This window comes from Nocardioides sp. BGA-UO-ETr-FS32, assembly GCF_059567905.1.
In genome coordinates this window covers 378112-404161 of record NZ_JCAQOX010000013.1, presented here as the reverse complement: position 1 = coordinate 404161, position 26050 = coordinate 378112, and the positions used below count along the sequence as shown (strand labels likewise).

26 protein-coding genes and 2 tRNA genes are annotated in these 26050 nt (G+C 72.3%); 14 read left to right on the top strand and 14 right to left on the bottom strand.

The window, feature by feature from the left end:
* Window position 1 precedes the first annotated feature (1 nt).
* The 3 genes from AC57BS_RS07105 to AC57BS_RS07095 form a co-directional block, all read right to left on the bottom strand.
* On the bottom strand, window positions 2-1498 hold the full coding sequence (locus AC57BS_RS07105; protein WP_496410736.1) for a DNA-3-methyladenine glycosylase 2 family protein: 1497 nt from the start codon (window positions 1496-1498) through the stop codon (window positions 2-4).
* Window positions 1499-1562: 64 nt separating this feature from the next.
* Window positions 1563-2255: a response regulator gene (locus AC57BS_RS07100; RefSeq protein WP_496410735.1), complete on the bottom strand. Its 693-nt coding sequence runs from the start codon at window positions 2253-2255 to the stop codon at window positions 1563-1565.
* On the bottom strand, window positions 2252-3877 hold the full coding sequence (locus tag AC57BS_RS07095; protein WP_496410734.1) for a sensor histidine kinase: 1626 nt from the start codon (window positions 3875-3877) through the stop codon (window positions 2252-2254). Before AC57BS_RS07095 ends, AC57BS_RS07100 begins: the two co-directional genes overlap by 4 nt.
* 129 nt (window positions 3878-4006) lie before the next feature.
* On the opposite strand from AC57BS_RS07095, the gene AC57BS_RS07090 reads away from it, so the two are divergent.
* The 4 genes from AC57BS_RS07090 to AC57BS_RS07075 are packed head-to-tail and all read left to right on the top strand — an operon-like array spanning window position 4007 to window position 7456.
* Window positions 4007-4987 (top strand): Bug family tripartite tricarboxylate transporter substrate binding protein, encoded by a 981-nt coding sequence (locus AC57BS_RS07090; protein ID WP_496410733.1) that lies wholly within the window; start codon window positions 4007-4009, stop codon window positions 4985-4987.
* Window positions 4984-5514, top strand: a complete 531-nt coding sequence (locus tag AC57BS_RS07085; RefSeq protein WP_496410732.1) for a tripartite tricarboxylate transporter TctB family protein — start codon at window positions 4984-4986, stop codon at window positions 5512-5514. Before AC57BS_RS07090 ends, AC57BS_RS07085 begins: the two co-directional genes overlap by 4 nt.
* Complete coding sequence (locus AC57BS_RS07080; protein WP_496410731.1) at window positions 5514-7058, top strand: tripartite tricarboxylate transporter permease; 1545 nt, start codon at window positions 5514-5516, stop codon at window positions 7056-7058. Before AC57BS_RS07085 ends, AC57BS_RS07080 begins: the two co-directional genes overlap by 1 nt.
* Window positions 7055-7456: a universal stress protein gene (locus tag AC57BS_RS07075; RefSeq protein ID WP_496410730.1), complete on the top strand. Its 402-nt coding sequence runs from the start codon at window positions 7055-7057 to the stop codon at window positions 7454-7456. The genes AC57BS_RS07080 and AC57BS_RS07075 overlap by 4 nt, the downstream gene beginning before the upstream one ends.
* 135 nt (window positions 7457-7591) lie before the next feature.
* On the opposite strand, the gene AC57BS_RS07070 is transcribed toward AC57BS_RS07075, so the two are convergent.
* The 6 genes from AC57BS_RS07070 to AC57BS_RS07045 all read right to left on the bottom strand — a co-directional run bounded on the left by AC57BS_RS07070 (window position 7592) and on the right by AC57BS_RS07045 (window position 12598).
* A tRNA-Glu gene (locus tag AC57BS_RS07070) sits at window positions 7592-7664 on the bottom strand.
* A gap of 89 nt (window positions 7665-7753) precedes the next feature.
* Window positions 7754-7825: transfer RNA gene (locus AC57BS_RS07065), tRNA-Gln, on the bottom strand.
* A gap of 72 nt (window positions 7826-7897) precedes the next feature.
* Window positions 7898-8905, bottom strand: coding sequence for a CPBP family intramembrane glutamic endopeptidase (locus AC57BS_RS07060; RefSeq protein ID WP_496410729.1), 1008 nt, complete (start codon window positions 8903-8905; stop codon window positions 7898-7900).
* 7 nt (window positions 8906-8912) lie between these two features.
* On the bottom strand, window positions 8913-10379 hold the full coding sequence (gene gltX, locus AC57BS_RS07055) for a glutamate--tRNA ligase (RefSeq protein ID WP_496410728.1): 1467 nt from the start codon (window positions 10377-10379) through the stop codon (window positions 8913-8915).
* 22 nt (window positions 10380-10401) lie between these two features.
* Window positions 10402-11214 (bottom strand): fumarylacetoacetate hydrolase family protein, encoded by an 813-nt coding sequence (locus AC57BS_RS07050; RefSeq protein ID WP_496410727.1) that lies wholly within the window; start codon window positions 11212-11214, stop codon window positions 10402-10404.
* Window positions 11215-11236: 22 nt separating this feature from the next.
* Complete coding sequence (locus tag AC57BS_RS07045) at window positions 11237-12598, bottom strand: pyridoxal phosphate-dependent decarboxylase family protein (RefSeq protein WP_496410726.1); 1362 nt, start codon at window positions 12596-12598, stop codon at window positions 11237-11239.
* 92 nt (window positions 12599-12690) lie between these two features.
* Between AC57BS_RS07045 and AC57BS_RS07040 the strand changes: the two genes are divergently transcribed.
* The gene (locus AC57BS_RS07040) at window positions 12691-13545 is read left to right on the top strand and encodes a 3-methyladenine DNA glycosylase (protein ID WP_496411256.1); all 855 of its coding nucleotides are present in this window, start codon (window positions 12691-12693) and stop codon (window positions 13543-13545) included.
* Here the strand turns inward: AC57BS_RS07040 and AC57BS_RS07035 are convergent.
* A complete protein-coding gene (locus AC57BS_RS07035; RefSeq protein WP_496410725.1) occupies window positions 13533-14174 on the bottom strand; it encodes a sulfotransferase family 2 domain-containing protein in 642 nt (213 codons plus the stop codon). The two genes, AC57BS_RS07040 and AC57BS_RS07035, sit on opposite strands and share 13 nt — an antisense overlap.
* 41 nt (window positions 14175-14215) lie before the next feature.
* The gene (locus tag AC57BS_RS07030; protein WP_496410724.1) at window positions 14216-15766 is read right to left on the bottom strand and encodes an amino acid permease; all 1551 of its coding nucleotides are present in this window, start codon (window positions 15764-15766) and stop codon (window positions 14216-14218) included.
* Window positions 15767-15993: 227 nt separating this feature from the next.
* Between AC57BS_RS07030 and AC57BS_RS07025 the strand changes: the two genes are divergently transcribed.
* From AC57BS_RS07025 to AC57BS_RS07000, 6 genes are read left to right on the top strand one after another with little or no spacing between them, the layout of a single operon-like run.
* Window positions 15994-17370, top strand: a complete 1377-nt coding sequence (locus tag AC57BS_RS07025; RefSeq protein WP_496410723.1) for a glutamine synthetase family protein — start codon at window positions 15994-15996, stop codon at window positions 17368-17370.
* Window positions 17357-18130 carry a gamma-glutamyl-gamma-aminobutyrate hydrolase family protein gene (locus AC57BS_RS07020; RefSeq protein WP_496410722.1) on the top strand — a complete coding sequence of 258 codons (774 nt, stop codon included), beginning with the start codon at window positions 17357-17359 and terminating at the stop codon, window positions 18128-18130. Before AC57BS_RS07025 ends, AC57BS_RS07020 begins: the two co-directional genes overlap by 14 nt.
* Window positions 18127-19509 (top strand): aldehyde dehydrogenase family protein, encoded by a 1383-nt coding sequence (locus AC57BS_RS07015; RefSeq protein ID WP_496410721.1) that lies wholly within the window; start codon window positions 18127-18129, stop codon window positions 19507-19509. The genes AC57BS_RS07020 and AC57BS_RS07015 overlap by 4 nt, the downstream gene beginning before the upstream one ends.
* On the top strand, window positions 19506-20294 hold the full coding sequence (locus AC57BS_RS07010; RefSeq protein ID WP_496410720.1) for a 3-oxoacyl-ACP reductase: 789 nt from the start codon (window positions 19506-19508) through the stop codon (window positions 20292-20294). Before AC57BS_RS07015 ends, AC57BS_RS07010 begins: the two co-directional genes overlap by 4 nt.
* 4 nt (window positions 20295-20298) lie before the next feature.
* Entirely contained in the window at window positions 20299-21030 is a 732-nt protein-coding gene (locus tag AC57BS_RS07005) for a FadR/GntR family transcriptional regulator (protein ID WP_496410719.1), read from the top strand.
* 49 nt (window positions 21031-21079) lie between these two features.
* Entirely contained in the window at window positions 21080-21700 is a 621-nt protein-coding gene (locus AC57BS_RS07000) for a pentapeptide repeat-containing protein (protein WP_496410718.1), read from the top strand.
* A gap of 86 nt (window positions 21701-21786) precedes the next feature.
* Here the strand turns inward: AC57BS_RS07000 and AC57BS_RS06995 are convergent, their stop codons facing one another.
* Window positions 21787-22338, bottom strand: coding sequence for a TetR/AcrR family transcriptional regulator (locus tag AC57BS_RS06995; RefSeq protein ID WP_496410717.1), 552 nt, complete (start codon window positions 22336-22338; stop codon window positions 21787-21789).
* Between the two features lie 136 nt (window positions 22339-22474).
* On the opposite strand from AC57BS_RS06995, the gene AC57BS_RS06990 reads away from it, so the two are divergent.
* Genes AC57BS_RS06990 through AC57BS_RS06980 form a run of 3 tightly spaced genes read left to right on the top strand, consistent with a single transcriptional unit; the run spans window position 22475 to window position 24409 of the window.
* The gene (locus tag AC57BS_RS06990) at window positions 22475-23086 is read left to right on the top strand and encodes a biotin transporter BioY (RefSeq protein WP_496410716.1); all 612 of its coding nucleotides are present in this window, start codon (window positions 22475-22477) and stop codon (window positions 23084-23086) included.
* 4 nt (window positions 23087-23090) lie between these two features.
* Window positions 23091-23801 carry an energy-coupling factor ABC transporter ATP-binding protein gene (locus tag AC57BS_RS06985; RefSeq protein ID WP_496410715.1) on the top strand — a complete coding sequence of 237 codons (711 nt, stop codon included), beginning with the start codon at window positions 23091-23093 and terminating at the stop codon, window positions 23799-23801.
* Window positions 23798-24409, top strand: a complete 612-nt coding sequence (locus AC57BS_RS06980) for an energy-coupling factor transporter transmembrane component T family protein (RefSeq protein ID WP_496410714.1) — start codon at window positions 23798-23800, stop codon at window positions 24407-24409. The genes AC57BS_RS06985 and AC57BS_RS06980 overlap by 4 nt, the downstream gene beginning before the upstream one ends.
* Here the strand turns inward: AC57BS_RS06980 and AC57BS_RS06975 are convergent, their stop codons facing one another.
* Together AC57BS_RS06975 and AC57BS_RS06970 are read right to left on the bottom strand one after the other, a co-directional pair.
* Window positions 24410-24526, bottom strand: a complete 117-nt coding sequence (locus tag AC57BS_RS06975; protein WP_496410713.1) for a VOC family protein — start codon at window positions 24524-24526, stop codon at window positions 24410-24412.
* 104 nt (window positions 24527-24630) lie between these two features.
* Window positions 24631-26037 carry an amidase gene (locus tag AC57BS_RS06970; protein WP_496410712.1) on the bottom strand — a complete coding sequence of 469 codons (1407 nt, stop codon included), beginning with the start codon at window positions 26035-26037 and terminating at the stop codon, window positions 24631-24633.
* Window positions 26038-26050: the final 13 nt, after the last annotated feature.

Sequence of the window (26050 nt, the reverse complement as noted above, 5' to 3'; positions counted from 1 at the left end):
GTCAGTTCTCCTCCGGTGAGCCGGTGGGCGAGGGGGTGTCGGGCATCAGGGTGTTCCACAGGTGCATCAGGGCGTACGAGCGCCACGGCCGCCAGGTCGCGGGGTCGGGGTCGCCGCCTCCCGACGTCGCCAGCCCGGCGAGGACCCGGCGCACCGCGAGGTCCGTGGGCAGGAAGACGTCGGGGTGCCCGAGCGCACGCATGGCCACGTAGTCGGCCGTCCAGGGACCGATCCCGGACAGCTCCAGCAGCGCACGGCGGACGTCGCCGCGATCGGGACCACGGTCGAGCAGGACCCGGCCGTCCGCCAGCGCCGCGGCGAGACCGACGAGGGCACGGCCCCGGGCGCGCGGCATGGGCAGCGTCGCCGGGTCGACCGTGGCGAGCGTCGCGGCGTCGGGGAAGAGCTTCGTCAGGCCCGGCACGGTCGTCGAGACGGTCCTGCCGTGCTGCGACACGATCCGGCCCGCAACGGTGCGCGCGCCACTGACGCTGACCTGCTGGCCGATGACCGTACGGATCGCGGTCTCGTCGCCGTCGACCTGACCCGGCACGCGCAGGCCCGGCGTGGCACGCACGAGTGCGCCGAGGACGGGGTCGGCTCCGAGGTGCTCGTCCACCGCCCGCGGGTCGCAGTCGGCGTCGAGCAGGCGGCGTACGCGCTCACTGGCGGCGGCGGTGTCGCGCAGGTCGTCGAGGTGGAACTCCGCCGTGACGAAGCCGGTGCCGCCCTCGGCGAGGTCGGCGAGCTCGAGCCGGACGGTGCCGGCCCCGTGGGGCAGGTCGAGGGTGCGGGCGTACCACCCCGGTCCGGCGACCTCGACGCCCGGGACGAGGTGGAAGGCGAGGAAGTCGAGCAGCCGCCGACCTGCGAAGGGGGTGCGGACGGGCAGGCGCATGGTGACGGCGCCGGCGCTCGGGGCACCCGTACGCCGTCCGCGCAGCTCGCTCGGCGAGGCGGCGTAGATCTCGCGCAACGTCTCGTTGAACTGGCGCACGCTCGCGAAGCCCGCAGCGAACGCGACGTCCGTCAGCGGGAGGTCCGTGGTCTCGATGAGGACCCGGGCGCTCTGGGCGCGACGGGCCCGCGCCAGTGCGAGCGGCGCGGCACCGAGCTCCTGGGTGAGCAGCCGCCCGAGGTGGCGCGGCGTGTAGCCGATGCGGCGCGCGAGCCCCTCGACGCCCTCACGGTCCACGAGGCCGTCGGCGATGAGCCGCATCGCCCGGCCCGCGGCATCGGCGGCGACGTCCCACTCCGGGCTGCCGGGTGTCGCGTCGGGCAGGCAGCGCTTGCAGGCGCGGTAGCCGGCGGCGTGCGCACTGGCCGCGGTCGGGTGGAAGGTCACGTTGCCAGCGGCGGGGGTCCGCGCCGGGCAGGACGGCCGGCAGTAGATGCCGGTCGTGCGCACCGCGGTGTAGAACACCCCGTCGAAGCGGCGGTCCCGGCTCCGCACCGCGCGGTAGCACGCGTCGGTGTCGAGGTGTCCGGTCGGCGTCATGCCCCGAGCCTGTCAGCCCGGGGCACGCCGCACCAGCGGAAAACGGACACCGCCGTGACTGACCTCAGGAGCCGCCTGCGCGGTATCGGCGCTCGGGTCGGCCCGCCCCGCCGTACTGCAGTCGTACGGACGCGGCACCGCGGGCGACGAAGTGCTCGAGGTAGCGCCGCGCCGAGACCCGCGAGATCCCGACCCGGTCGGCGCACTCCGCCGCCGAGAGCTCACCCGCACCGCGCAGGGACGCCAGGACCGCCTCGGCCGTCTCGGGACTCAGGCCCTTGGGCAGGATCGCAGCCGGAGCAGGTGCGACCGCCGCGCCGAAGACCGCGTCGATGTCCTGCTGGCCGGGTGCGCCCGCACCTGACAGCGCGAGCCGCGCGGCCCGGAACGCCTCCAGCCGCACGCGCAGGTCCTCGTAGTCGAACGGCTTGACGAGGTAGTGCACCGCTCCCCCGGACGCCGCGGCGCGGACGGTGTCGGCCTCGCGGGCAGCGGTGACCACGAGGACGCCGACGTCGTCGCCGCCGGCGCGGAGCCGGCGCAGCACGTCGATGCCCGTCATGTCGGGCAGGTGCACGTCGAGCAGGACCAGGTCGGGCCGCAGCCGCGCGACGTCGTCGAGCGCGGCCTGGCCGCTGCTGGCGACCCCGACGACGACGAACCCCTCGGTCCGCTCGACGAACTGCGTGTGGATGCGCGCCACCATGAAGTCGTCGTCGACCACCAGCACCGTCACCGCCTCGGCCGGTCCCGTCATCCCGCCTCCACTCCCGCTCCCACTCCGGGCAGCCGCGCCGCGAACACCGCGCCCGTGCCGTCCGGCCCGGGGTGGACGGTCACGGCGCCGCCCCGACGCTCGCAGACCACCTGCACCAGCGCCAGTCCGACACCCCGGCCCTCCGCGGTGGCCGCCTTGGAGCTCCACCCCCGCCGGAAGATCTGCCCGACCAGCTCAGGCGGCACGCCCGGTCCGGTGTCGGCGACCGACAGGTGCACCACGTCGTCGTCGAGCCGCAGGTCGACCTCGACGCTCGCGCCGCCGACGGCCACCGACGCATCGACGGCGTTGTCGACGAGGTTGCCGAGCACCGTGCCGACGTCGGTGGACGCCTCGGGGTCCAGGCGCGGCAGGTGGCTGTCCTCGGACACCCGGAGGTCGACGCCGCGCTCGGCGGCCAGGCTGGTCTTGGCGATCAGCAGCGCCGCCACGGCCGGGTCCGCGACCCTGGCCAGCACAGCGTCGGAGATCCGGGCTCGTCGACGGCTCAACGTGCCGACCAGCCGCGACACCTCGTCGTACTCCCCGAGCTGCACCAGGCCGGAGATCGTGTGCAGCTGGTTGTGGAACTCGTGGGTCTGGGCGCGCAGGGTGTTGGTGATGGACTCGCGGGCGCTGAGCTCGCTCTGGAGGGAGAGCAGCTCGGTGCGGTCGCGCAGCGTGGTCACGGACGCGACCCGGCGGCCGCGCTCGAGGACCGGGTTGCGGTTGACGACGAGCACCCGGTCGCCGACGACGACCACGTGGTCGCGGATCTCGGCGTCGTCGACCAGCAGGTCGTGCACGGCGGGATCGAGGTCGAGCTCGTCGACGCGGCGGCCCTCGACCTCGATCCCGTCGAGCCCGATCAGCTCGCGGGCGCTGTCGCTGAGCACGGTGATGGTCCCGTCGTCGGCCACCGCGACCACGCCCTCGCGGATCGAGTGCAGCAGCGCCTCACGCTGGTCGGCGAGCGCAGCGATGGCCGCAGGTTCCAGCCCGCGCGTACGCCGTCGGATCAGGCGTGACAGCAGGAACGACCCGGCCACCCCGAGGCCGAGGCCGAGGCCCAGCACGGGCGCCAGGTCCGGCAGCACCGAACCGGCCCGCTCGCGCCACGACGGGTACTCCTCCGCCACCATCGCGATCCCGACGAGGTCGCCCGCGCGGTTGATGATCGGCACCTGCGCCGCGATGGACCGGGTGCCGAAGTCGTCGACGTCCCCGGTCCACGGGCGCAGCTGCTGGACGGTGCTGCCGGAGAGGTCGATGCGGTCGTCGCGACCGGCGAAGTCGCTGCTGACCAGCACCACTCCCTCGGGGTCGGTGAGGTAGACGCCGCTCGCCTGCTCGTTGGTGCGTACCTGCTGCGTGTAGGACGTCAGAAAGGCCCGCAGCTGCTCGACCTCGCCGCGCAGGAACGGTCGTCGCACCGGCTTGATGTTGGCCAGCGACTCGGCCGCCGCACGCATCTCCGCGCCGCGCGTGTCACGGAAGTCGGCGTCGCTCTGCTGCACCGACACCACACTGGCCACGACGACGACGACCAGGAGGACGGTGAGCTGCAGCACCAGGAACTGGCCGGCGAGCGTCGCCGGCCACAGGCGCGAGCGTGACCACAAGTTCCACAACCTCCATTGCTTTCCCAAGCGTGACGAGCACCACACGCAGTCTCCACCATCGTGGGAGACGCCCCTCACAGCGAGGGGGCGACGCTCGAACAGATCGGAGACCACATGATGCGCCCACGCATGAGGCGGACCGTCGCGGTGGCGATGTCGCTCGGCGCCGCCCTGGTGCTGGCCACGGGCTGCGGGGTGACCCGCGGCGAGCAGAGCCGGGACCTGACGATGCTGATCCCCAACAGCGCAGGAGGCGGCTACGACCAGACCGGTCGCGCCGCAGTCGCGGTCATGGAGAACGGCGACATCACCGGCGGCTCCTTCGAGGTCACCAACGTGATCGGCGCCGGCGGCTCGGTCGCGATGACGCGACTGATGAACGCCGAGGGCGACGAGCGCACCATGATGACCGCCGGGCTGGGCGTGGTCGGGTCGCTCTACTCGTTCGGCGTGCCCTACAAGCTCCAGGACGCGACGCCGCTGGCCCAGCTGATCGAGGACCAGGAGGGCGTCCTGGTCCCGGCCGACTCGCCCTTCGAGACCATCGACGACCTGGTGAAGGCCTGGCAGGACGACCCGGACTCGATCGTCGCCGGCGGCGGCTCCTCGCCCGGCGGCCCCGACCACCTCTTCCCGATGCAGCTCGCGAGCGCGGTCGACATCGACGCCCGCGACGTGCGCTACGTGCCGTACGACGGCGGCGGCCCGCTGACGAGCGCCCTGCTCGGCAACAAGATCGACGTCGGCTTCTCCGGCGTCGGCGAGTTCGCCGGCGCGCTCTCCTCCGGCGAGCTCCGCCTGCTCGCGGTCTCCGGTGAGGAGCGGCTGAAGGGCGAGGGCATCAGCGACGCCCCCACCCTCACGGAGGCCGGCATCGACCTGGTCTTCACCAACTGGCGCGGCGTCTTCGCGCCCCCCGGCATCAGCGACGAGCGCCGCGACGAGCTGATCGCGCTGCTCGAGGAGATGCACGACACCCCCGAGTGGCACCAGGCCCTCGAGGACTACGGCTGGATCGACGAGTTCAAGACCGGCGACGAGTTCACGACGTTCCTGCAGGAGCAGGACGAGCGCGTCGCCACCACCCTCGAGGAGCTGGACCTGCTGTGAGCACATCACTCGACACCCCCGACGCGCCGCCGACGGCGGCGCCCGCACCCGAGCGGGACCTCCCCCAGCTCGGCCTCGCCGCGATGCTCGTCGTCGTCGGCGCCTACACCTTCTACGACGCGACGACCCTGCGGGTCGGGTTCGGCGACCCGGTCGGCCCGCGCCTGTTCCCCTACGTGGTCGGTGCCGTCACCGTCGTGCTCGGGCTGCTGCTCGTGCTCGCCACGCTGCGCGGCGACGTCCCGCAGGCAGAGGGCGGCGAGGACGTCGACCTGCGCCAGCGCGCCGACTGGGTGACCGTCCTCAAGCTGGTCGGCGTCCTGCTCTTCACGGTGCTGACCATCTCGTTCATCGGCTGGGCCGTCAGCGGCGCGCTGCTGTTCGTGGGGTCCGCGTGGGCCCTCGGCAGCCGCACGCTGGTGCGTGACGTCATCGTCGGCTTCGTGCTGTCGGTCCTCAGCTGGTACTTCTTCCACGAGGGCCTCGGCGTCATCCTGCCCGCCGGGATCCTGGACGGGGTGCTGTGATGGACAACCTCGGACTCCTCATGGACGGCTTCGGTGCCGTCCTCACCCCGCAGAACCTGCTCTTCGCCGCGATCGGCGTGCTGCTCGGCACGTTCGTCGGCGTGCTGCCGGGCATCGGACCGGCGATGGCGGTGGCGCTGCTGCTGCCGGTGACCTACGGCCTGGACCCGATCCCGGCCTTCATCATGTTCGCGGGGATCTACTACGGCGGGATGTACGGCGGCTCCACCACCGCCATCCTGCTCAACACACCGGGCGAGTCGGCGTCGGTGATGACCGCGCTCGAGGGCAACCTGATGGCCAAGGCCGGACGGGCCTCGCAAGCCCTGGCCACCGCCGCGATCGGCTCCTTCATCGCCGGCACGATCGGCACCATGCTGGTGGTGTTCTTCGCCCCGGCGCTGGCGTCGGTGGCCAACGAGATCGGCGCCCCGTCCTACTTCGCCCTGATGGTGCTCACCATGGTGATGGTCACCAGCGTGCTCGGCGCATCGTGGCTGCGCGGCTTCATCGCCCTCTTCCTCGGCCTCACCATCGGCCTGGTCGGCCTCGACCTCAACACCGGCCAGACGCGACTGAGCTTCGACCAGCCGCTGCTCGCCGAGCGCATCGACGTCGTGGTCGTCGCGGTCGCCATCTTCGCCCTCGGCGAGGCCTTCTGGGTCGCCGCCCACCTGCGCCGCAGCCCGCTGCAGGTCATCCCTGTCGGTCAGCCGTGGCTGAGCGGCACCGACCTCAAGCGGTCCTGGGGTCCGTGGCTGCGCGGCACGGCGTACGGCTTCCCGTTCGGCGCACTGCCCGCCGGCGGCGCGGAGATCCCCACCTTCCTCTCCTACGTCACCGAGAAGCGGATCGCCGTCCGCCGTGGCACCGACGAGTTCGGACGCGGTGCGATCGAGGGTGTGGCGGGACCGGAGGCGGCCAACAACGCGTCGGCGGCCGGCACCTTCGTGCCCCTGCTCGCGCTGGGGCTGCCGGTGACCGCCACCTCGGCCGTGATGCTCGCCGCCCTCACCGGCTACGGCATCGAGCCGGGCCCCGGGCTGATGACCGACCAGCCCGAGCTGGTGTGGGCGCTGCTGGCCAGCCTGCTGATCGGCAACGCGCTGCTGCTGGTGCTCAACCTGCCGCTCGCCCCGGTGTGGGCCAAGCTGCTGCGGATCCCGCGGCCGCAGCTCTACGCGGGGATCCTGTTCTTCGCCACGCTCGGCGCCTACGCCACGAACCTGCAGGCGTTCGACCTCTTCCTGCTGCTCGTGCTCGGACTGCTGGGCCTGCTCATGCGGCGGTTCGCCCTGCCCGTGCTGCCGCTGATCCTCGGCGTGATCCTCGGTCCCCTGATGGAGTTCCGCCTGCGTGAGGCGATGGCGATCTCCGGTGGCGACGTCTCGGCGCTGTGGAGCGAGCCGCTCGCCGTGATCATCTACGTGGTCGTGGCCCTCGCCGTGATCGCCCCGCTCGTGCTCCGCCGCGTACGACCGGCCCCGGCCGCCGTGTCCGCGGAGCTCGACACCCCCGTCGACGAAGAGGAGAAGGTGCGATGAGCCGGACGACGATCGTGGTGGGCTGGTCCCCCGACCTGTACGGCGAGGCGGCCCTGGCCCGGGCCGTCGAGGAGGCCCGGCTGAGGTCGGGGCGCGTCGTGGTGGTCAACGCCACGCGCGGCGACGCCCTCGTCGACGAGCGGTACGCCGACGAGGAGCAGCTCGCCCGGCTGACGGCCGGCCTGGCCGACAGCGGTCTCGAGGTGGACGTACGCCGCTCGATCGGCTCGGACGTCGGCGACCAGGTCCTCCGGGTGGCGGCCGACGTCTCCGCAGACCTGGTGGTGATCGGCCTGCGCCGTCGCTCCCCCGTCGGCAAGCTGCTCATGGGCAGCGTGGCCCAGCGGATCCTGCTCGGCGCGGACTGCGCGGTGCTGGCGGTGAAGCCCCCGCACTGAGCGGTCCTGCCCCGCGGCGAGCGGTGCCCCAGCCACATCCCGACCATCGGGAAGGTCGCTGGGGCACCGCTCGTCCGATCCATCGAGACAGAACGACGAAGGGCCCGGTCTGCTGACCGGGCCCTTCGTGTGCTGTACCCCCGACCGGATTCGAACCGGCGCTACCGCCTTGAGAGGGCGACGTGCTAGGCCGCTACACAACGGGGGCTTGCGAGTGCTGCTCCGAGGAGCAACGGAGCTGAACTCTAGCGGTGCCGGAGTGTCGCTCCAAATCCTGACCCTGGGGCCTGGACCTTGCTGGGGTACTAGGACTCGAACCTAGAACAACTGAACCAGAATCAGCCGTGTTGCCAATTACACCATACCCCATGGGGGTATCGGATCATCTCCGGACACCCACGCGGTCGGCAGCGGTGACCTCTGCCGAACCGATCCCGAACGTTACACGCGCGGTGGCGGCACGGCCAAAACGGGGTCTCCCGTCGGCGGCGGGAGCGACGGTCCGCCCACGGGCGGCCCGACGTTGATCAGCCCCATCGCGCGCGCGACCCACGTCGCGAGCCCGAGGTAGACCAGCGACTGCGTGAGCGTGGACAGGATCGTCCACCAGCTGCCGCCGCCCTCGGCGTTGAGCGCCGAGGTCAGGTCGCCGAAGGCGAGCGCGAGACCGAAGGCGAGGAAGTTGTTCAGCACGTGCATCGCGATGGGTGCCTCGAGCCCGCCCGTGCGGATGACGAGGATGCCGGCGACCACGCCGAAGGCGAACCGGTCGAAGAACACCGGCCAGTCCTGGGAGAGGCCGTGGAACACCGCGAAGACCAGCGCGGGCACGAGCACCGCCAGCGCCTGCGAGGCCCGTCGGCCCCACACCAGCGAGCCGAACGCCTGGGTCAGGTAGCCGCGGAAGAGGTACTCCTCGCCGGCCGCCTGCAGCGGCGTGAGCAGCAGGATCACGATGATGAAGTCACGGGTCTGCGTCGTGAAGTCGTTGACCTCGGCGACCGGTAGGTCGCCGGCCTCGAGGGGCAGCAGCAGGCCGACCCCCAGGGACGCGAGGAGCGCCACCACCGACAGCCCCACGCAGGCGAAGAGGTAGCCCCAGCGCAGCCGCGGGGCGACCGAGGAGACCCAGCGCGGCTTGAGCCGGTGGAGCCACCACGTGACCAGGAAGGTCAACGGGATCGCGGTCGCGATGATCGCGTTGAGGAGTGCGAGCCCGGCGGGCGTCGCCTCGGCGGTGACGTCCAGGATCCCACCTGCCTCCTCCATGGTGCTGCCCGTCAGCAGGAGGACGGCGAACGCGACTCCCCCCGCGACGAGCGGGACGACGCCGAAGACCAGGACCAGCAGGAGCAGCGCGCCCACGATCGAGCGCCATTCGCCGGGGCGACCGACCCGGTGCAGCTGGTGGTACTGCGGCTGGAAGCCGGGCGGCAGGGGTCTGGCCATGGGCGGGTCAGGCCAAGGCCGACTGGAGCCGCGCGAGACTGCGCTCGCGGCCCAGCAGCTCCATCGACTCGAACAGCGGCGGGCTCACGCGCCGCCCGGTGACGGCCACGCGTACGGGACCGAAAGCCACCCGCGGCTTGAGCTCCATGCCCTCGATCAGCGCCACGCGCAGCGCCTCCTCGATCGCGGCGGTCGACCACTCGCGGAGCCCGGAGAGGGCGTCGTACGACGCCTGGACCACGCTGCGACCGGTCTCGTCGAGCACCTTGGCGACGTCGTCGGGGTCGCGCTCGAACTCGGCCTCGTCGACGAAGAGGAAGCCGAGCATCGGGGCCGCCTCGGTGAGCTTGTTGATCCGCTCGGCCACCAGCGGCATCGCCAGCTCGAGCATCTGCGCGTCGGCGTCGTTGACCGGGTCGCTGACGACGCCGGCCTCCTTGAGGAACGGCAGCACGCGGTGGGTGACGTCGTCGAGCGGGAGCAGCCGCATCTGGGAGGTGTTGATCGCCTCGGCCTTCTTGAGGTCGAAGCGCGCCGGGTTGGGGTTGACGTCCTTGATGTCGAACGCCTCGACCATCTCCGCCACCGAGAACACGTCGCGGTCCGCAGCGATCGACCAGCCGAGCAGCGCGAGGTAGTTGAGCAGGCCCTCGGGCAGGAACCCCTGCTCGCGGTAGGCCAGCGCGTGGGCCTCGGGGTCGCGCTTGGAGAGCTTCTTGTTGCCCTGGCCCATCACGTAGGGAAGGTGGCCGTAGGAAGGCACCTCCTTGGCGATGTCCAGGGCGACCAGCGCCTCGAAGAGCGCCAGCTGGCGCGGCGTGCTGGAGAGCAGGTCCTCCCCGCGCAGGACGTGGGTGATCTCCATGAGCGCGTCGTCGACGGGGTTGACCAGCGTGTAGAGCGGGTCGCCGTTGGCGCGCGAGAGGGCGTAGTCGGGGACGTTCTCGGTCTCGAAGGTGATGTCGCCGCGGACCAGGTCGGTCCAGGTGATCGAGCCGTCCGGCATCCGGAAGCGCACGATGGGCGTGCGGCCGTCGGCCTCGAAGGCCGCCCGCTGCTCGTCCGACAGGTCGCGGCAGAAGCCGTCGTAGCCCTGCATCTTGGAGCCCGAGGCCTTACGGCGCGCGTCGACCTCCTCGTTGCGGCAGTAGCAGTCGTAGGTGTAGGACGACTCGCGCAGGCGGGCAAGGACGTCGCGGTAGATCTCGCCGCGCTCGCTCTGCTTGTAGGGGCCGTGCGGACCGCCGACCTCGATGCCTTCGTCCCAGTCGAGACCGAGCCAGCGCCACAGCTCGAGGATCGCGTCGTACGACTCCCGGGTGCTGCGCTCCTTGTCGGTGTCCTCCATGCGGAAGACGATCTGCCCGCCGTGGTGGCGCGCGAACGCCCAGTTGAACAGGGCCGTGCGGACCAGGCCGACGTGCGGCGAGCCGGTGGGCGAGGGGCAGAAGCGGACGCGTACGGGGGTGCTCATGGCGATGGTCGGAACTCTCTAGTCAGCTGCGCTGGGCGACGGGGTTGGTCAGGGAGCCGATGCCGGCGATCGAGATCTCGACCTCGTCGCCGACCTGCATCGGGCCGACACCCTCGGGGGTGCCGGTGAGGATGACGTCGCCGGGCAGCAGCGTCATCACGGAGGAGACGTGGGCGACCAGGGTCGGCACGTCGAAGATCATGTCGGCGGTCGTCCCGTCCTGGACGACGTCACCGTTGAGGTAGGTCTGCACGACGCGGCCCTCGACGAAGTCCTGCGGGTCGAGGTCGGTCTCGATCCACGGCCCGAGGGGGCAGAACGAGTCGAAGCCCTTGGCCCGGGTGAACTGCACGTCGGACCTCTGGAGGTCGCGGGCCGTGACGTCGTTGGCGATCGTGTAGCCGAAGATCACGTCGGTCGCCTGCTCGACCGGCACGTCCCGGCAGATCCGGCCGATGACGACCGCGAGCTCACCCTCGTAGTGCAGGTTGCTGGTCTGCGGCGGGTAGAAGATCGGGTCGCCCGGCCCGACGACCGTGGTGTTGGGCTTGAGGAACATCAGCGGCTCGGCGGGGATGTCGTTGCCCATCTCGGCTGCGTGCGCGGCGTAGTTGCGGCCGATGCCGACGACCTTGCTGCGCGGGATGATCGGCGCGAGGAGGCGTACGTCGCCGAGCCGGTGCTGCTCCTCGAGCGGCTTGACCCCGACGTAGAGGGGGTCGCCTGCGAGGGCCACGACGACGGAGTCCTCGGCGGGCTGGCCGAACTCGTCGACCTCACCGGTGACGACGCCGAAGCGGGGCTCCTCGCCCGTGCTGAACCGACAGATGCGCATGCGCCGACCCTATCCAGCGGACCTACCTGCCGGCCGCCCGGTGCAGGGCCGCGATGCTGTGGGCGACGTCGTCGACGGTCGTCGACCAGTTGCTCACGCTCACGCGCAGGACCGCCCGGTCGTGCCAGCGCGAGCCGGTCGTCCACGCCGTGCCCTCGGCGAGCATCGCCTCGACCACGCCCCGGGTGCGGGCGTCGTCGCCGAACGACGCGCACACCTGGGTGAAGACGACGTCGTTGAGCACCTCCGCCCCGTCGATGGCGGCGATGCCCTCCGCGAAGGCGGCCGCGTGGTCGCAGAAGCCGTCGACGAGGTCGACGACCCCGTCGCGCCCCAGCGCGCGCAGCACCGCCCAGACCGGGAACGCCCGGCCGCGCCGGCTGATCTCCGGCACCTTGTCGAACGGCTCCCCCGCTGCGTCGTGGATGAGGTAGTCGCCGTGCATGCCCATCGCTGCCCGCAGCGCAGCCCGGTCACGCACGATCGCGAGCCCGCAGTCGTACGGCACGTTGAGCGTCTTGTGGGCGTCCGTCGCCCAGGAGTCCGCCCGCTCGGCCCCGGCGAGGAGGTGCCGGTGGCGCGGGGAGGCGCCGGCGAACAGGCCGAACGCGCCGTCGACGTGCACCCAGGCGCCGGCGTCGTGGGCCGCGGTCACCGCCTCGTCGAAGGGGTCGAACGCGCCGGAGTGCACGTTGCCGGCCTGGAGGCACACGATCGTGGGACGACCGTCCCCGGCGTCCAGGGCCGCCGCCAGCGCCGCCGCCTCGACCCGACCCTGGTCGTCCACCGCGACCGGCTCGGGGGCGCCGAGGCCGAGGTAGCGCAGGCTCAGGTCGATCGTGTCGTGCCGCTCGGCGCCGACGAGCACGCGTACGCCCGGGGAGCCGACGAGCCCGCGCTCGGCCACGTCCCACCCCGCGCGCCGCAGCACCTCGTCGCGGCCGGCGGCCAGGCAGGTGAAGTTGGCCATCGTCCCGCCGGTCACGAAGCCGACGGCGCTGCCGGCGGGCAGGCCGAGCAGGTCGACGACCCACGCCTCGGCCACGTCCTCCACCGCCGAGTGGGCGGGAGTCAGCATCCGCAGCCCGGCGTTCTGGTCCCACGCGCTGACCAGCCAGTCGACGGCCAGCGCCGCCGGGTGCGCACCGCCGATGACGAAGCCGAAGAAGCGGCCGCCGGGCATCGCGGTCAGGCCGGGCTCGCAGGCCGCGGCGAGCTCGTCGACGACGGCGGCCGGCTCGGTCGGACCGTCCTGCAGGTGCCGGTCGAGGCGGGCGAGCATCTCGTCGGCGGTGAGGCGCGGCGGCACCTTCCGGTCGGCGAGCGACCCCAGCCACCCCACGGCGTGCTCGTGGGCGCGGTCGAGTCCCGAGGTGCGGTCCATGCGGGCAGTGTCCTCCGCGGACGTGCCCGGGTCGAGGGTTCGTCGAAGCGGTACGGACCGCTCGGTCGCCGTACCGTTGCCGCGTGCACGTGATGTCCGGACCCGAGTGGCGGGCGCGGGCCGAGGCCCACGCCGCCCGCGTCGACGCCTTCGTCGAGCCGCACCTCGCGCGCCGGGCCGAGAAGGTCAAGCACCCGGTCCACGACTTCCTCTTCACCTACTACTCCCAGCGACCGGCCCAGCTGCGCCGGTGGCACGCGGGGTACGGGATCGCACTCGAGGACGCTGAGGCGTACGCCGGGCTCAAGGGGTACGGCGGCGATCCGCCGACGGTCACCGAGGCGTACGTCGTCTCGCAGCGCCCGCTGCTCACCCAGCTGCACACGTTGTTGTCCGCGACCGCCAGGCGTACGCCGCAGTTCGGCTGCTTCGGCCTGCACGAGTGGGCGATGGTGCACCGGTCGGCCGAGCACGGGACGCGCCACGACTGGCCGCTGCGCCTCGGCCAGGAGGGCACCGACGAGGTCGTCGAGTCGCACCGCATCGGCTGCTCGCACTTCGACGCGTTCCGCTTCTTCACCCCGACTGCCCGCCCGCTCAACACCCTCCAGCCCGGGCGTGACGACCGCGCCGACTTCGAGCAGCCCGGCTGCCTGCACGCAGGGATGGACCTCTACAAGCACGCCTTCCGGCTCTCGCCGATGGTCTCCAGCGACCTGGTGGCCGACTGCTTCGAGCTCGCCCGCGACATCCGGGTGCTCGACATGCGCGCGGCGCCGTACGACCTCAGCGACCTCGGCTTCGACCCCGTGCGGATCGAGACGCCGGAGGGCAAGGCGGCGTACGTCGAGGCTCAGCGCGGGTTCGCCGAGCGCGGCGCGCCGCTGCGGGCGCGGCTCGTCGCCGAGTGCGAGCGCCTGCTGGAGGCGGCGGCTCAGAACTCGTAGCCGAAGGCCTCGATGGTGTCGGCGAAGACGTCGGCGACCCGCTGCTTCGAGGTCGGCGTGTAGAGCTCGCGGTAGTGACCGGCCGGGCGGGCGTTGCCCTTGGCGCGCGGCAGGTCGGGCCTGCCGGGCAGGCCGAGGTGGTCCCAGACCTCCTGGAGCTCGGCGTCGAGGTTCTCGTAGCGCAGCACGCGGTCGAGCACCATCGTGCCGCGGATCCGGTAGAGCCGGCGGTTGTTGGCGAGCTGCTCGATCCAGATCTCCTGGACGTAGGTCTCGAAGTCGGGCAGCTCGTCGCGGTCCTTGTACTTCCAGAAGTAGAGCGAGACGACCGCGTCCCACGGGTTCCGCTCGATCGCGAAGGTGAAGTAGGAATCGAAGACCTCGGCGCCCAGCAGGTCGCGGGTGGCCTTGGCCCCCATGTGGTTGTAGGCCTTGCGCGGCTGCGGCGGCGACTGGAAGTTCTGCGGCGCACGGCCGCCGGCGGCCTGGCGCAGCTTCTCGTCCTCCGGGCTGATCTCGGTGATGACGTCGTCGGGCCCGCACACCTTCGACAGCGCGATCTCCACGCTCGTGCCCGCGGTCTTGCGGGTCTTGAGGAAGACGAAGCGGTGCTGGTGGGACGCGATCACGGGCACGACCCTATCCGTCGCGCCACCGTGGTGGGCCCGACCTACCCGCGGTCCTCCTCGGCCAGCAGCTCGTCCTCGACCGCGCCGCCGTAGCCCTCCGCCTCGGGGTCGCCGTGCATGCCGTGGCTCACGGCGTACTCCTCCTCCGGCGAGAGGATCAGCCGGTGCCGGCCCACGGCCCCGAAGAGCGCGAGGCCGATCGCGTACACCACCGCGATGGCCACGATGGCCGGGCGGAAGTCGGGGTTGATGAAGACGCCGATGAAGGTGATGCCCGCGATGACACCGGCGACCACGGCGCCCGGGACGCCGACCGGGCTGACGTAGGGACGCTTGGCGTTCGGGAACTTCTGGCGCAGCAGCACGTAGGACACCATCTGCAGGACGTAGGCCAGGACCGCGCCCCACACCGCGATGTTCAGCACGATCGCGGTCGCCTGCTCGCCGGCCTCGCCGCCGCGGCGAGCCAGGATGTCGACGATGAGGAGCACCACGAACCCGAAGGCGGCGCCGGCCACCAGGGACACCCACGGGGTGCGGCGGGCGCCGGTGATCGAGAGGAACTTCGGGTAGTAGCCGGCCCTGCTCAGCGAGTACATGTTGCGGCCGTAGGCGAACATGATCCCCTGCAGGCTGGCGAGCAGCCCGATCAGCGCGAAGAGCGACAGCAGCGCGGCGAGGTCGTCGGACAGGAAGGCCCGGAAGCCGTCGAGAAGCGGCTCGCCCGACGCACCGAGTGCCTCGGAGCCGACGACGGCCGGGTTGAGGACGAAGACCAACGCGCCCGTCGCGCACAGCGTGATCAGGCCGATGATGCCGGCGCGCGGGATGTCGGTCTGCGGCGAGTGCGCCTCCTCCGCGGCCAGCGGGAGCTCCTCGATGCCGAGGAAGAACCACATCGCGAACGGCATCGCGTAGAGCACGCCGAGCCAGCCGAACGGGAGGAAGTCGCTGTTGCCGGGCTCGGGCTCGATGTCCAGGAGGCGGCCGAAGTCGACCGCGCCGTTGGCGATCGCGAGCACCGCGAACAGGACCAGGACGCCGATCGAGATGATGGCGACGACGATGGCGAACTTGAACGAGATCTCGGCACCCGCCGAGTTCAGCCCGACGAAGACGGCATAGAGCACGATCCACCAGATCCACTGGTCGTCACCGACGCTGAGGCCGAAGAGCTCGTCGGTGATCGAGTCGAGGTAGAGCGCGGAGAACAGCACGATCACGCCGGTGGTGAAGACGTACTCGATCGTCTCGGCGAGCCCGGTCACGAACCCGCCCCACGGACCCATGGCGGAGCGGGCGAACGAGTAGGCCCCGCCCGTGTGCGGCATCGCGGCCGACATCTCACCGATGGAGAACAGCATCCCGAAGTACATGATCACGATGACGATGCTGGCGATGGCCAGGCCGCCCCACCCGGCCTCGCCGATGCCGAAGTTCCAGCCGGAGAAGTCACCGGAGATGACCGCGGCGACACCGATGCCCCACAGTCCCCAGAACCCGGCGGACCGATGGAGCTGGCGCTTGTCGAAGTAGCCCTCCTCGGCGTGGTGATAGCTCACACCGGAGACGTTGAGGCTCTCTTTGCTCATGTCGGACGCTCCTCGAGGGACTGGGTCGCATGACGGCTCTGGCCGGATGCTAGACCCGCCAATGGCAGGGCCGCTATACCTTTGGACCGCAGATTCCCCTGACACGACGACGCGGGGCTCCGCCGTCTCGGGCCGCAATGGTTGACTGCTCTCGTCAATGAGCGGATAACTGGTCGCACACCGCAGCCCGTCCCACCCTTGTCGCAGCCCCCACCCCAGGAGGTCCCATGGCACGTGATCGGCACACCTCAGGCCTCCTCTCCCTCGACGACCTGGCCGGCCTGGTCGATGCCGGGGAGGTGGACACCGTCGTCGTCGGCTTCGCCGACATGCAGGGCAGGCTGGTCGGCAAGCGGGTCTCCTCGCGCCTGTTCATGGAGGAGGTCGAGCCGCACGGCGCCGAGTGCTGCAACTACCTGCTGGCCGTCGACGTGGAGATGAACACCGTCGCCGGCTACGCCATGTCGGGCTGGGAGCGCGGCTACGGCGACATGGTGATGCGCCCCGACCTGTCGACCCTGCGCCTCACCCCGTGGCTGCCCGGCGGGGCCCTGGTGATGGCCGACCTCGAGTGGTTCGACGGCTCCCCCGTCGCGGCCGCGCCGCGCAGCATCCTCCAGCGCCAGGTCGATCGGCTGGCCGAGCGCTCGCTCGTCCCGTACGCCGGCACCGAGCTGGAGTTCATGGTCTTCGACGACACCTTCCGTGACGCCTTCGCCCGCCGGTACACCGACCTGCGCCCCGGCAGTGACTACAACATCGACTACGCCATGCTCGGCTCGACGCGGATGGAGCCGCTGCTGCGCGACATCCGCCGCGGCATGGAGGGCGCGGGGATGTACTGCGAGGGCTCCAAGGGCGAGTGCAACCTGGGCCAGCAGGAGATCGCGTTCCGCTACGACCACGGCCTGGTCACCTGCGACAACCACACGATCTACAAGAACGGTGCCAAGGAGATCGCCGACCTCCACGGCAAGAGCCTGACCTTCATGGCGAAGTACGACGAGCGCGAGGGCAACAGCTGCCACGTGCACCTCTCGGTGCGTGGCGAGGACGGCTCGGCGGTCATGGCGGACGAGTCGCGGCCGCACGGGATGTCGCAGCTCTTCGAGCACTGGGTCGCCGGACAGCTCGCGTGCATGCGTGAGCTGACGCTGTTCCTCGCGCCCAACATCAACTCCTACAAGCGCTTCGTCGAGGGCAGCTTCGCCCCGACCGCCGTCGCGTGGGGCATGGACAACCGGACCTGCGCCCTGCGGGTCGTCGGCCACGGCCTCGGCATGCGCCTGGAGAACCGGGTGCCGGGCGGCGACGTGAACCCCTACCTCGCGGTCTCCGCGATCATCGCCGCCGGCCTGCACGGCATCGAGAACGAGCTGCCGCTGGAGCCGGCGTTCGAGGGCAACGCCTACACCAGCGACGTCGACCGGCTGCCGACGACGCTGCGCGAGGCGGCCGACCTGTTCGAGGGGTCCGCCGTCGCGCGTGCCGCCTTCGGCGACGAGGTCGTGGAGCACTACCTCAACAACGCCCGCGTCGAGCAGCGGGCGTACGACGCGGCGGTCACCGACTGGGAGCGGGTGCGGTGCTTTGAGCGGATGTGACACCACCCCTCCCCACGCCGGTCTGCGCCGCCCCGTCATCGGGGTGACGACGTACGTCGAGCGCGCCCGGCAGGGCGTCTGGGACGTCCCGGCGGCCTACCTGCAGTACGACTACGTCGAGCTCGTGACACGAGCGGGCGGCGTGCCGGTGCTGCTCCCGCCGCTGGGCAGCGGGACCACCCCTGCCGACGAGGTCCTCGACCGGGTCGACGCGCTCGTCCTGGCGGGCGGTCGCGACGTCGACGCCCGGCGCTACGGCGCCGACCCGCACGAGACGGCCGACCCGCCGGCCACCGACCGCGACGAGTGGGAGATCGCCCTCACCCGGGTCGCGCTCGACCGGGGGGTGCCGTTGCTGGGCATCTGCCGCGGCGCGCAGGTCCTGACGGTCGCGCTGGGCGGGACCCTCGTGCAGCACGTGCCCGACCTGCCCGCGGCCGGGGCGCACAAGCACGGCCCCGGCGAATTCGCCTCGCACACGGTGCGGACGGTCGCGGGCAGCCGCGTCGCCGCCGCCCTGGGCAGTGACGTGCAGGTGTCCTGCTACCACCACCAGGCCGTGGAGCGGCTGCCCGACGGCCTGCGCGCCACGGCCCATGCCGAGGACGGCGTCGTCGAGGGCGTCGAGCTCGACGGCACCGGCTTCGCGGTGGGCGTGCAGTGGCACCCCGAGCAGACGCTGGACGACCTGCGGCTGATGGAGTCGCTGGTGCAGGCAGCACGCGAGCAGACGGACCAGCGATCAAGGGAGATGGTGTGACCACCGCGATGTTCGACATCGTCAACCCGGCCGACGAGTCGGTCGTGACGAGCGTCCCCGAGCTGGAGGCCGGCGACGTCGACGACGCCGTCGACCGGGCGAGGACCGCCCAGCGGACGTGGGCCGCCCTCGCCCCGGCGGACCGCGCGGCGGCGCTGCGCTCCTTCGCCGCGGTGGTGGACGCCCACGTCGACGAGCTGGCCGACCTCGAGGTGCGCAACTCCGGCCACCCGCTCGGCCAGGCCGAGTGGGAGGCCGGACACGTCCGCGACGTGCTCACCTACTACTCCGCCGCGCCGGAGCGCCTCTTCGGTCGCCAGATCCCGGTCGCCGGCGGCCTCGACCTCACCTTCGCCGAGCCGATCGGGGTCGTCGGCGTGATCACCCCGTGGAACTTCCCGATGACGATCGCGTCGTGGGGGTTCGCTCCCGCGCTCGCCGCCGGGAACGCCGTCGTCCTCAAGCCGGCCGAGTGGACGCCGCTGACGTCGCTGCGCCTGGCCGAGCTCGCGCTCGAGGCCGGTCTGCCGGAGGGGCTCCTGCAGGTCGTGACGGGCAAGGGCTCCGTGGTCGGCGAGCGCCTCGTCGACCACCCGGACGTGCGCAAGGTCGTCTTCACCGGGTCGACGGACACCGGCACGCGGGTGATGGCGCGGGCCGCGGCCCAGGTCAAGCAGGTCACCCTCGAGCTCGGTGGCAAGAGCGCCAACATCGTCTTCGCGGACAGCGACCTGGAGAAGGCCGCGGCGACCGCGCCGTACGGCGTCTTCGACAACGCCGGCCAGGACTGCTGCGCCCGCAGCCGGATCCTCGTCCAGCGCAGCGTCCTCGACCGCTTCATGGAGCTGCTCGAGCCCGCCGTCGCCGGCGTACGGGTGGGCGACCCGCGCGACCGCGAGACCGAGATGGGCCCGCTCGTCTCCCGCGCGCACTGGGAGAAGGTCGCCTCCTACGTCCCTGACGACGCGCCCGTGGCGTTCCGCGGCACCGCGCCCGAGGGCCCGGGCTTCTGGTTCCCGCCGACCGTGCTGACGCCCTCGCGCGAGGACCGGACGGCGCGCGAGGAGATCTTCGGCCCCGTCGTGGCGGTCCTGCCGTTCGAGGACGAGGCCGACGCGATCGCGCTGGCCAACGACTCCGCCTACGGCCTGTCCGGGTCGATCTGGACCCGCGACGTGTCCCGGGCCGTACGGGTGAGCCGGGCCGTCGAGGCCGGCAACCTGTCGGTCAACTCCCACTCCTCGGTGCGCTACTCCACGCCGTTCGGCGGGTTCAAGCAGTCGGGCGTCGGCCGTGAGCTCGGCCCGGACGCGCCCCTGTCGTTCACCGAGACCAAGAACGTCTTCATCGCCGTCGAGCCAGCCGAGGAGCTGTCATGAGCCCCACCCCCGTCGACCTCACCCAGCGGCTGCGCGACCGCGTCGCCGTCGTCACCGGCGGTGCCTCGGGCATCGGCCTGGCATCCGCGCGGCGGCTCGCCGCGGAAGGCGCGCGCGTCGTGGTCGCGGACCTCGACCCCGAGACCGGCGGTGCGGCCGCCGAGGAGGTCGGCGGCACGTTCGTCGCGGTCGACGTCTCCGACCGCGAGCAGGTCGACGCGCTCTTCGACTCGGTCGCCGCCTCGCACGGGTCGGTCGACATCGCCTTCAACAACGCCGGCATCTCGCCGCCCGAGGACGACCTCATCGAGTCGACCGACCTAGACGCGTGGGACCGCGTCCAGCTGGTCAACCTCACCTCGGTCTACCTCTGCTGCCGCGCGGCGCTGCGCCACATGGCGCCGCAGCAGCGCGGGTCGATCATCAACACCGCGTCGTTCGTCGCGGTGATGGGCTCGGCCACCTCGCAGATCTCCTACACCGCGTCCAAGGGCGGCGTCCTCGCGATGTCGCGCGAGCTCGGCGTGCAGTACGCCCGGCAGGGCATCCGGGTCAACGCGCTGTGCCCGGGACCGGTCAACACCCCGCTCCTCCAGGAGCTCTTCGCCAAGGACCCCGAGCGGGCGGCACGCCGCCTCGTCCACGTCCCGGTCGGGCGGTTCGCCGAGCCCGAGGAGCTGGCGGCGGCGGTCGCGTTCCTGGCCAGCGACGACGCCTCGTTCATCACCGCGAGCAGCTTCCTCGTCGACGGCGGCATCCACGCGGCGTACGTCACGCCGCTCTGATCCCATGACCGAGTCCCGCCTCGCCGAGGAGACGTTCTTCCGACCCGTCCGGCCGGGCAACGCCTTCGAGGACACCGTGCAGCGGCTGCTGCAGACGATCCGGCTGGGCGTGGTCGCGCCGGGCGAGTCGCTGCCGTCGGAGCGCGACCTCGCGGTGCGACTCGGGGTGAGCCGCGACACCGTGCGCGAGGCGCTGCGCTCGCTGGGCGAGGCGGGGTACGTCGTGGCGCGCCGTGGCCGCTACGGCGGGACCTTCGTCGCCGACGAGCTGCCGCACGCCGAGCCGCACGAGTCCTCCGGTCCCGACGCGGCCGGTCCCGACGACGCCGACCTCGAGGAGGTGCTCGCCCTCCGCGAGGTCCTGGAGGTGGGGGCCGCCCGGCTGGCGGCGTCGCGCACGCTGTCGGCGCCCGAGCGCGACCTGGTGTGGCGTGCGCTCGAGGAGGTGACCGGCGCCGATCCCGCCGACTACCGGCGGCTGGACTCGCGCCTGCACCTCGTCGTCGCCGAGATCACCGGCGTGCGATCGCTGGTCACCCTCGTCGCCGACAACCGCATGCGGGTCAACCGGTTCCTCGACGGGATCCCTCTGCTGGAGCGCAACATCGCGCACTCCGACGAGCAGCACCGGACGCTCGTGACCGCGATCCTGGCGGGCCAGCCGGACGCCGCGGCCGCCGCCGCCGAGGAGCACCTCGCCGGGTCCGCCGCGCTGCTGCGGGGGTTCCTGGCCTGACCCTCCCCAGTCCCTCGTCCTGTCCGTGGGGCTCGCTAGCGTGGCCGCCATGGAGCCGATGGACGAGACCGGGCAGCCCCACCGCAACCGGCACTTCCGCGGCGACGACTGGTACGGCGACGACCTGGGCGCGGCGCGCTTCGTCGAGTGCACCTTCACCGACGTCGACCTCTCCGAGGCCACCACGTCCGGTGCGACCTTCGAGCTGTGCACGTTCCACGGCGGCCGCTTCAACGCCTCGACCCACACGGCGACCGCGTTCGTCGGGTGCGACTTCCGGCGCACCTCGTTCTTCGACGCGACGCTCGACGGCTGCAAGCTGGTCGGCTCGGTCTTCTCCGACTGCACCCTGCGGCCGCTCACGGTGACCGGTGGCTCGTGGCTGGGGGTGACGATCCGCGGCACCAACCTCTCGCGCCTCGACCTCACCGGCGTCGACCTGCGCGAGGCCGACCTGTCGATGTCCGACCTCACCCTCACCACCCTCGCCCGCGCCCGTCTCGACCGCGCGGTGCTGCGCCAGACCAGGCTCGACCGCACCGACCTGCGCGGGGCGAGCCTCGACGGCGTCGACCTCGCTGCCGCCGAGCTGAAGCGGACCCGGCTCGACCTCGCCGGTGCGGTCCTGCTAGCGGAGCTGCAGGGTGCGGAGGTCGACGCCTCCGCCTGAGCGATGTATCTAGGGACGAAACGGGGGTCCTCGGCCGGGATTCCCTACCAGAACATCCCTAGATACCCGGGGGGGGAAGGCAGGCGTCAGCCCAGGCGGGCGCGCAGGCCGTCGATCACGAGGTCGAGCCCGAGGTCGAAGTCGGGCAGCGAGTCGAGCGACCGCTCGACGGCTCCGAGGCTGACGGCCTGGCGAGCGGTCTGCTCCTCGAAGGTGTGGCCAAAGACGTAGTGCACGAGCGTCCGGGAGGCGACCGCGACGAGCTCGTCGGGCGCGTCGGCGTCGGTCAGCACCTTCTCCAGGTCCGCGACCGGGGCAGCCGCCCCGAGGCCGAACGCCCACACCGTGGCGACGACGTCCGCACCGTCGGTGCAGGCCAGCATCGCGTCGCGGAGCTCGGAGCAGATCTCGCGCAGCTGGTCGGGCCACTCAGAGGCCGTACGGGGGCGCGCGCCGCGGGCGAGGATCTCGTCGGCCACCGCCGCGAGCAGCGCCTGCTTGCTGGCGAAGTGGTGGTAGATCGCGCTCGGCTGCACATCGAGCTCCGCGCCGAGGCGACGCATCGTCAGCGCGGAGAGGCCGTGGGTGTCGAGCAGCGCGACCGCGTGGGCCAGCACGTCGCTGCGCTTGTGGGCCACCACACACTCCTCGGATCGCGATCAGGGGCTGGACGTCGTTGACGTCGCTCTGGCGGCCACCCTAACCTGAACACCGTTCAGCCTGAACACCGTTCAGGTCGACTCCCCCATCTCCCCGTAGAAAGTCCCGAGCCCGATGTCTGCCACCACCCAGCCCGACACCACGCACCCGGACGCCCCCGCGAGTGACTCGTCCCCGTCGCGCGACATCGCGCTGATCGCCGCCTTCGCCGCCCTCATCAGCGCCAGCGCGTACGTCGGCGCCATCCCGGTCGGGAGCGCCGGCGTACCCATCACCCTGCAGACCCTGACGGTCATGCTGGCCGGCTGCATCCTCGGCCCCGTCCGCGGCTTCTCGGCCGTGACCCTCTACCTCGCACTCGGCGCGGTCGGCCTGCCCGTCTTCGCCGAGCACTCCTCCGGCATCGGCGTCTTCACGGGCCCGAGCGGCGGGTACCTCCTCTCGTTCCCGATCGCCGCGGCCTTCGGTGGCTTCCTCGTGAAGCACGTCGCCCGCGACCGCCGTACGCGAGCGATGGTCGTCTTCGCCTGCTCGATCGCCGCCAGCATCCTGGTCATCCACCCGCTCGGCATCCTCGGGATGATGCTCCACTTCGACGTCTCGTTCCTCGAGGCCGCCGCCTGGGACATGCCGTTCTGGCTGGGCGACGTGGTGAAGACCTCCCTCGTGGCGATGATCGCGGCCGAGGTGCACCGCGCCTTCCCCCAACTGCTGCAGCGCGACTGACCCCTTGTCCGCGATCCAGCTCGACGCCGCTGCGGTCCGGGTCCCCCTGCCCGGACGCGGCGAGCGCGAGATCCTCGCGCCCACCACGCTCACCCTGACCGAGCGCCGGATCGGCATCATCGGCGCCAACGGGTCGGGCAAGTCGACCCTGGCCCGGATGCTCAACGGCCTGGTCCGGCCGACGTCGGGTCGCGTCGTCGTCGAGGGTCACGACGTGGTCCGCGACGGAGCAGCCGTACGACGTCTCGTGGGCTTCTGCTTCACCGACCCGGCCGCACAGCTGGTCATGCCCACCTGCGTCGAGGACATCGAGCTCTCGCTGCGTCGCAGGTTCAAGGACGGCACCACGCGTCGCCAGCGGGCACTCGACGTGCTCGCCGCCAACGGGCTCGTCGAGCACGCCCACGACTCGGTGCACTCGCTGTCAGGGGGCCAGCGACAGCTGCTGGCGCTCGCCGGCGTGCTGGCCCTCGAGCCGATGGTGGTGGTCGCCGACGAGCCGACCACGCTCCTCGACCGGGCCAACACCCGTCGCGTCGCCGACACGCTCTTCGGCCTCGACCAGCAGCTGGTGCTGGTCACCCACGACCTCGACCTGGCCGCGCGCTGCGACCGGGTGGTCGTCGTCGACTCGGCCCGGGTGGTCGCCGACGGGCCGCCCTCGGAGGCCGTCGCCCACTACACCTCCCTCGTCGACGGCCTGAGCACCGCATGAGCGACCTGATGGCCGGGCTGCACCAGCCCGGCGACACGGTCCTCCACCGACTGCCGGTCGGGACGAAGGTGCTCGGGCTCGCGGCGCTCAGCCTGGCCATCGTGATGGTCCGCGACGTCCGTGCCGCACCGGTCTTCCTGGCCGTGACGCTGCTGCTCGCCGCCGTGGCGCGGGTGCCGCTGCGCTCGGTGTGGCGCGCGGCCCGAGGAGTGCTCCTCATCGCGGTCGTGGCCAGCCTGTTCCAGTGGTGGTGGTACGGCGGCGAGAAGGCCGTGGAGACCTTCCTCGACCTGCTCAGCCTCGGCCTGGCCGCCCTGTCGTTGACCGCCACCACGGAGGTCAACGAGATGGTCGACGCCCTCGCCCGGTGGGCGCGACCACTGAAGGTGCTCGGCGTCGACCCCGACCGCGTGGCACTCACCGTCGCGCTCACCATCGGCGCGCTGCCGGGCACCATCGCCCTCGCCCGGGAGACCCGTGACGCTGCCCGTGCGCGTGGGCTCGACCGCAACCCCAGGGCGTACCTCTCCCCGTTCGTCATCCGCGTCGTCGCCCGCGCCCACGAGTCGGGCGACGCCCTGCACGCGCGCGGGATCGGCGACGACTGATCAGTCGAGCGGCTCGTCGAGGAACCAGCGGTGCCCGAACGGGTCCCGGAACACCGCCACCCGCCCTGCGGGCGGGCTGTCCTCGGGACCGCGGTCGAGGGTGACCCCGGCCGCCACCACCCGCTCGCACAGGGCATCGACGTCGTCGACCTCGAGGTGCAGCGAGACCGCGGCACCTCGCGAGGGTCGGGCGCGGCCACCCCGGCGGACTCGGCCTCACCTCACCAGCCGGGCGGGCGCCTGTCCACCCACGCGGGGCCCGCGTCGGCCTGCGCCTGCTCGACCTGGGCGGCCAGCGAGAGCAGCAGCTCCTCCTCAGCCGGTCGGGCGGCGAGCATGACCCCGACCGGCAGTCCGTCGTCCGTCCAGTGCAGCGGCAGCGACATCGCCGGCATCCCGGTGACGTTCCACGCAGACGTCCACGGCGTGAACGCCTTCTGGAGGGCGAAGTCGCGCGCCGGGCCGGCGTCGTCGCGCAGCTCGCCGACGAAGGTCGGGGGCCGGGCGAGGGTCGGGGTGAGCACGACGTCGTACGCCGCCAGCGCCGCGAGTGCCTCGGCGGCGTGCTGGCGGAGCTGGCCGATCGCGAGCCCGAACTCCGGACCGCTGACCGCGTGGCCCCGCTCCGCGAGCCACCGGGTGAGGGGTCTGAGCCGCCCCTCGCGTCCGGGCGGCGCGGTCGAGAGGGCGGTGAGGACGGCCCAGCAGGTCTCGAAGTCGGCGACCGCCTCCGGCGGGATCGGCACCGGCACGTCCTCGACCTCGTGTCCGAGGGACGCGAGCAGGTCGGAGGCCTCGCGCCAGGCCGCGGCCGAGGAGGGGTGGACCTCGACCTCCGTGATCACCGGGGCGATGAAGCGGGCGACGCGCAGCCGCCCCGGGTCGCGGTCGCAGGCGTCGAGGAACGGACCGCTCGGCGCGGGTGCCCAGAACGGGTCGCCCACCCGCCGCCCGGCCAGGACGTCCAGGAGCGCGGCGGCGTCGCGGACCGTACGGGCGAGGGTGCCGGCGGTCGCGAGCCCGACCGGGTCGCCGTACCGAGGGGCGCCGCTGATCCGCCCGCGGCTCGGCTTGAGGCCGACGAGGCCGCAGCACGACGCCGGGATCCGGATCGACCCGCCGCCGTCCGAGCCGGGCGCGACCGGGAGCAGGCCCGCGGCCACGGCCGCTGCCGCTCCGCCCGAGGACCCGCCCGCCGTACGCCTCGGGTCCCACGGCGTCACGGCCGGCGGTGCCACGTCGGGCTCGGTGTAGCAGGGCGAGCCGAACTCCGGGGTGTTGGTCTTGCCCAGGCTCGGCATCCCGGCCGCCTCGACGGTCAGCACCAGGTCGTCGGAGGCGTCCGGCACGAAATCGTCGTACGCCGCCGAGCCGAAGGTGGTCCGCACCCCGGCGGTGGGGTGCAGGTCCTTGATACCGGTCGGGACGCCCCAGAGCGGACCTGCGTCCTCGGGGCGTCCCGCCTCGGTCAAGCGGCGCGCGTGCTCGCGCGCCTGCTCGTGGGTGGTCGTGATGAACGCACCCACGCGATCGGCACGGCCGGTGTAGTGCTCGACCAGCTCGAGCGGCGACACCTCGCCGCGGCGTACGGCGTCGCCCTGCTCGAGCGCGGTCAGGTCGTGGAGCACACGCCGACCGTAC

Excerpts from the sequence above, each read along its gene's own strand:
- AC57BS_RS07105 (WP_496410736.1), bottom strand. The coding sequence starts at position 1,498 with ATGACGCCGACCGGACACCTCGACACCGACGCGTGCTACCGCGCGGTG.
- AC57BS_RS07100 (WP_496410735.1), bottom strand. The coding sequence starts at position 2,255 with ATGACGGGACCGGCCGAGGCGGTGACGGTGCTGGTGGTCGACGACGAC.
- AC57BS_RS07090 (WP_496410733.1), top strand. The coding sequence starts at position 4,007 with ATGAGGCGGACCGTCGCGGTGGCGATGTCGCTCGGCGCCGCCCTGGTG.
- AC57BS_RS07080 (WP_496410731.1), top strand. The coding sequence starts at position 5,514 with ATGGACAACCTCGGACTCCTCATGGACGGCTTCGGTGCCGTCCTCACC.
- AC57BS_RS07075 (WP_496410730.1), top strand. The coding sequence starts at position 7,055 with ATGAGCCGGACGACGATCGTGGTGGGCTGGTCCCCCGACCTGTACGGC.
- AC57BS_RS07060 (WP_496410729.1), bottom strand. The coding sequence starts at position 8,905 with ATGGCCAGACCCCTGCCGCCCGGCTTCCAGCCGCAGTACCACCAGCTG.
- gltX (WP_496410728.1), bottom strand. The coding sequence starts at position 10,379 with ATGAGCACCCCCGTACGCGTCCGCTTCTGCCCCTCGCCCACCGGCTCG.
- AC57BS_RS07050 (WP_496410727.1), bottom strand. The coding sequence starts at position 11,214 with ATGCGCATCTGTCGGTTCAGCACGGGCGAGGAGCCCCGCTTCGGCGTC.
- AC57BS_RS07045 (WP_496410726.1), bottom strand. The coding sequence starts at position 12,598 with ATGGACCGCACCTCGGGACTCGACCGCGCCCACGAGCACGCCGTGGGG.
- AC57BS_RS07040 (WP_496411256.1), top strand. The coding sequence starts at position 12,691 with ATGTCCGGACCCGAGTGGCGGGCGCGGGCCGAGGCCCACGCCGCCCGC.
- AC57BS_RS07030 (WP_496410724.1), bottom strand. The coding sequence starts at position 15,766 with ATGAGCAAAGAGAGCCTCAACGTCTCCGGTGTGAGCTATCACCACGCC.
- AC57BS_RS07025 (WP_496410723.1), top strand. The coding sequence starts at position 15,994 with ATGGCACGTGATCGGCACACCTCAGGCCTCCTCTCCCTCGACGACCTG.
- AC57BS_RS07010 (WP_496410720.1), top strand. The coding sequence starts at position 19,506 with ATGAGCCCCACCCCCGTCGACCTCACCCAGCGGCTGCGCGACCGCGTC.
- AC57BS_RS07005 (WP_496410719.1), top strand. The coding sequence starts at position 20,299 with ATGACCGAGTCCCGCCTCGCCGAGGAGACGTTCTTCCGACCCGTCCGG.
- AC57BS_RS07000 (WP_496410718.1), top strand. The coding sequence starts at position 21,080 with ATGGAGCCGATGGACGAGACCGGGCAGCCCCACCGCAACCGGCACTTC.
- AC57BS_RS06990 (WP_496410716.1), top strand. The coding sequence starts at position 22,475 with ATGTCTGCCACCACCCAGCCCGACACCACGCACCCGGACGCCCCCGCG.
- AC57BS_RS06980 (WP_496410714.1), top strand. The coding sequence starts at position 23,798 with ATGAGCGACCTGATGGCCGGGCTGCACCAGCCCGGCGACACGGTCCTC.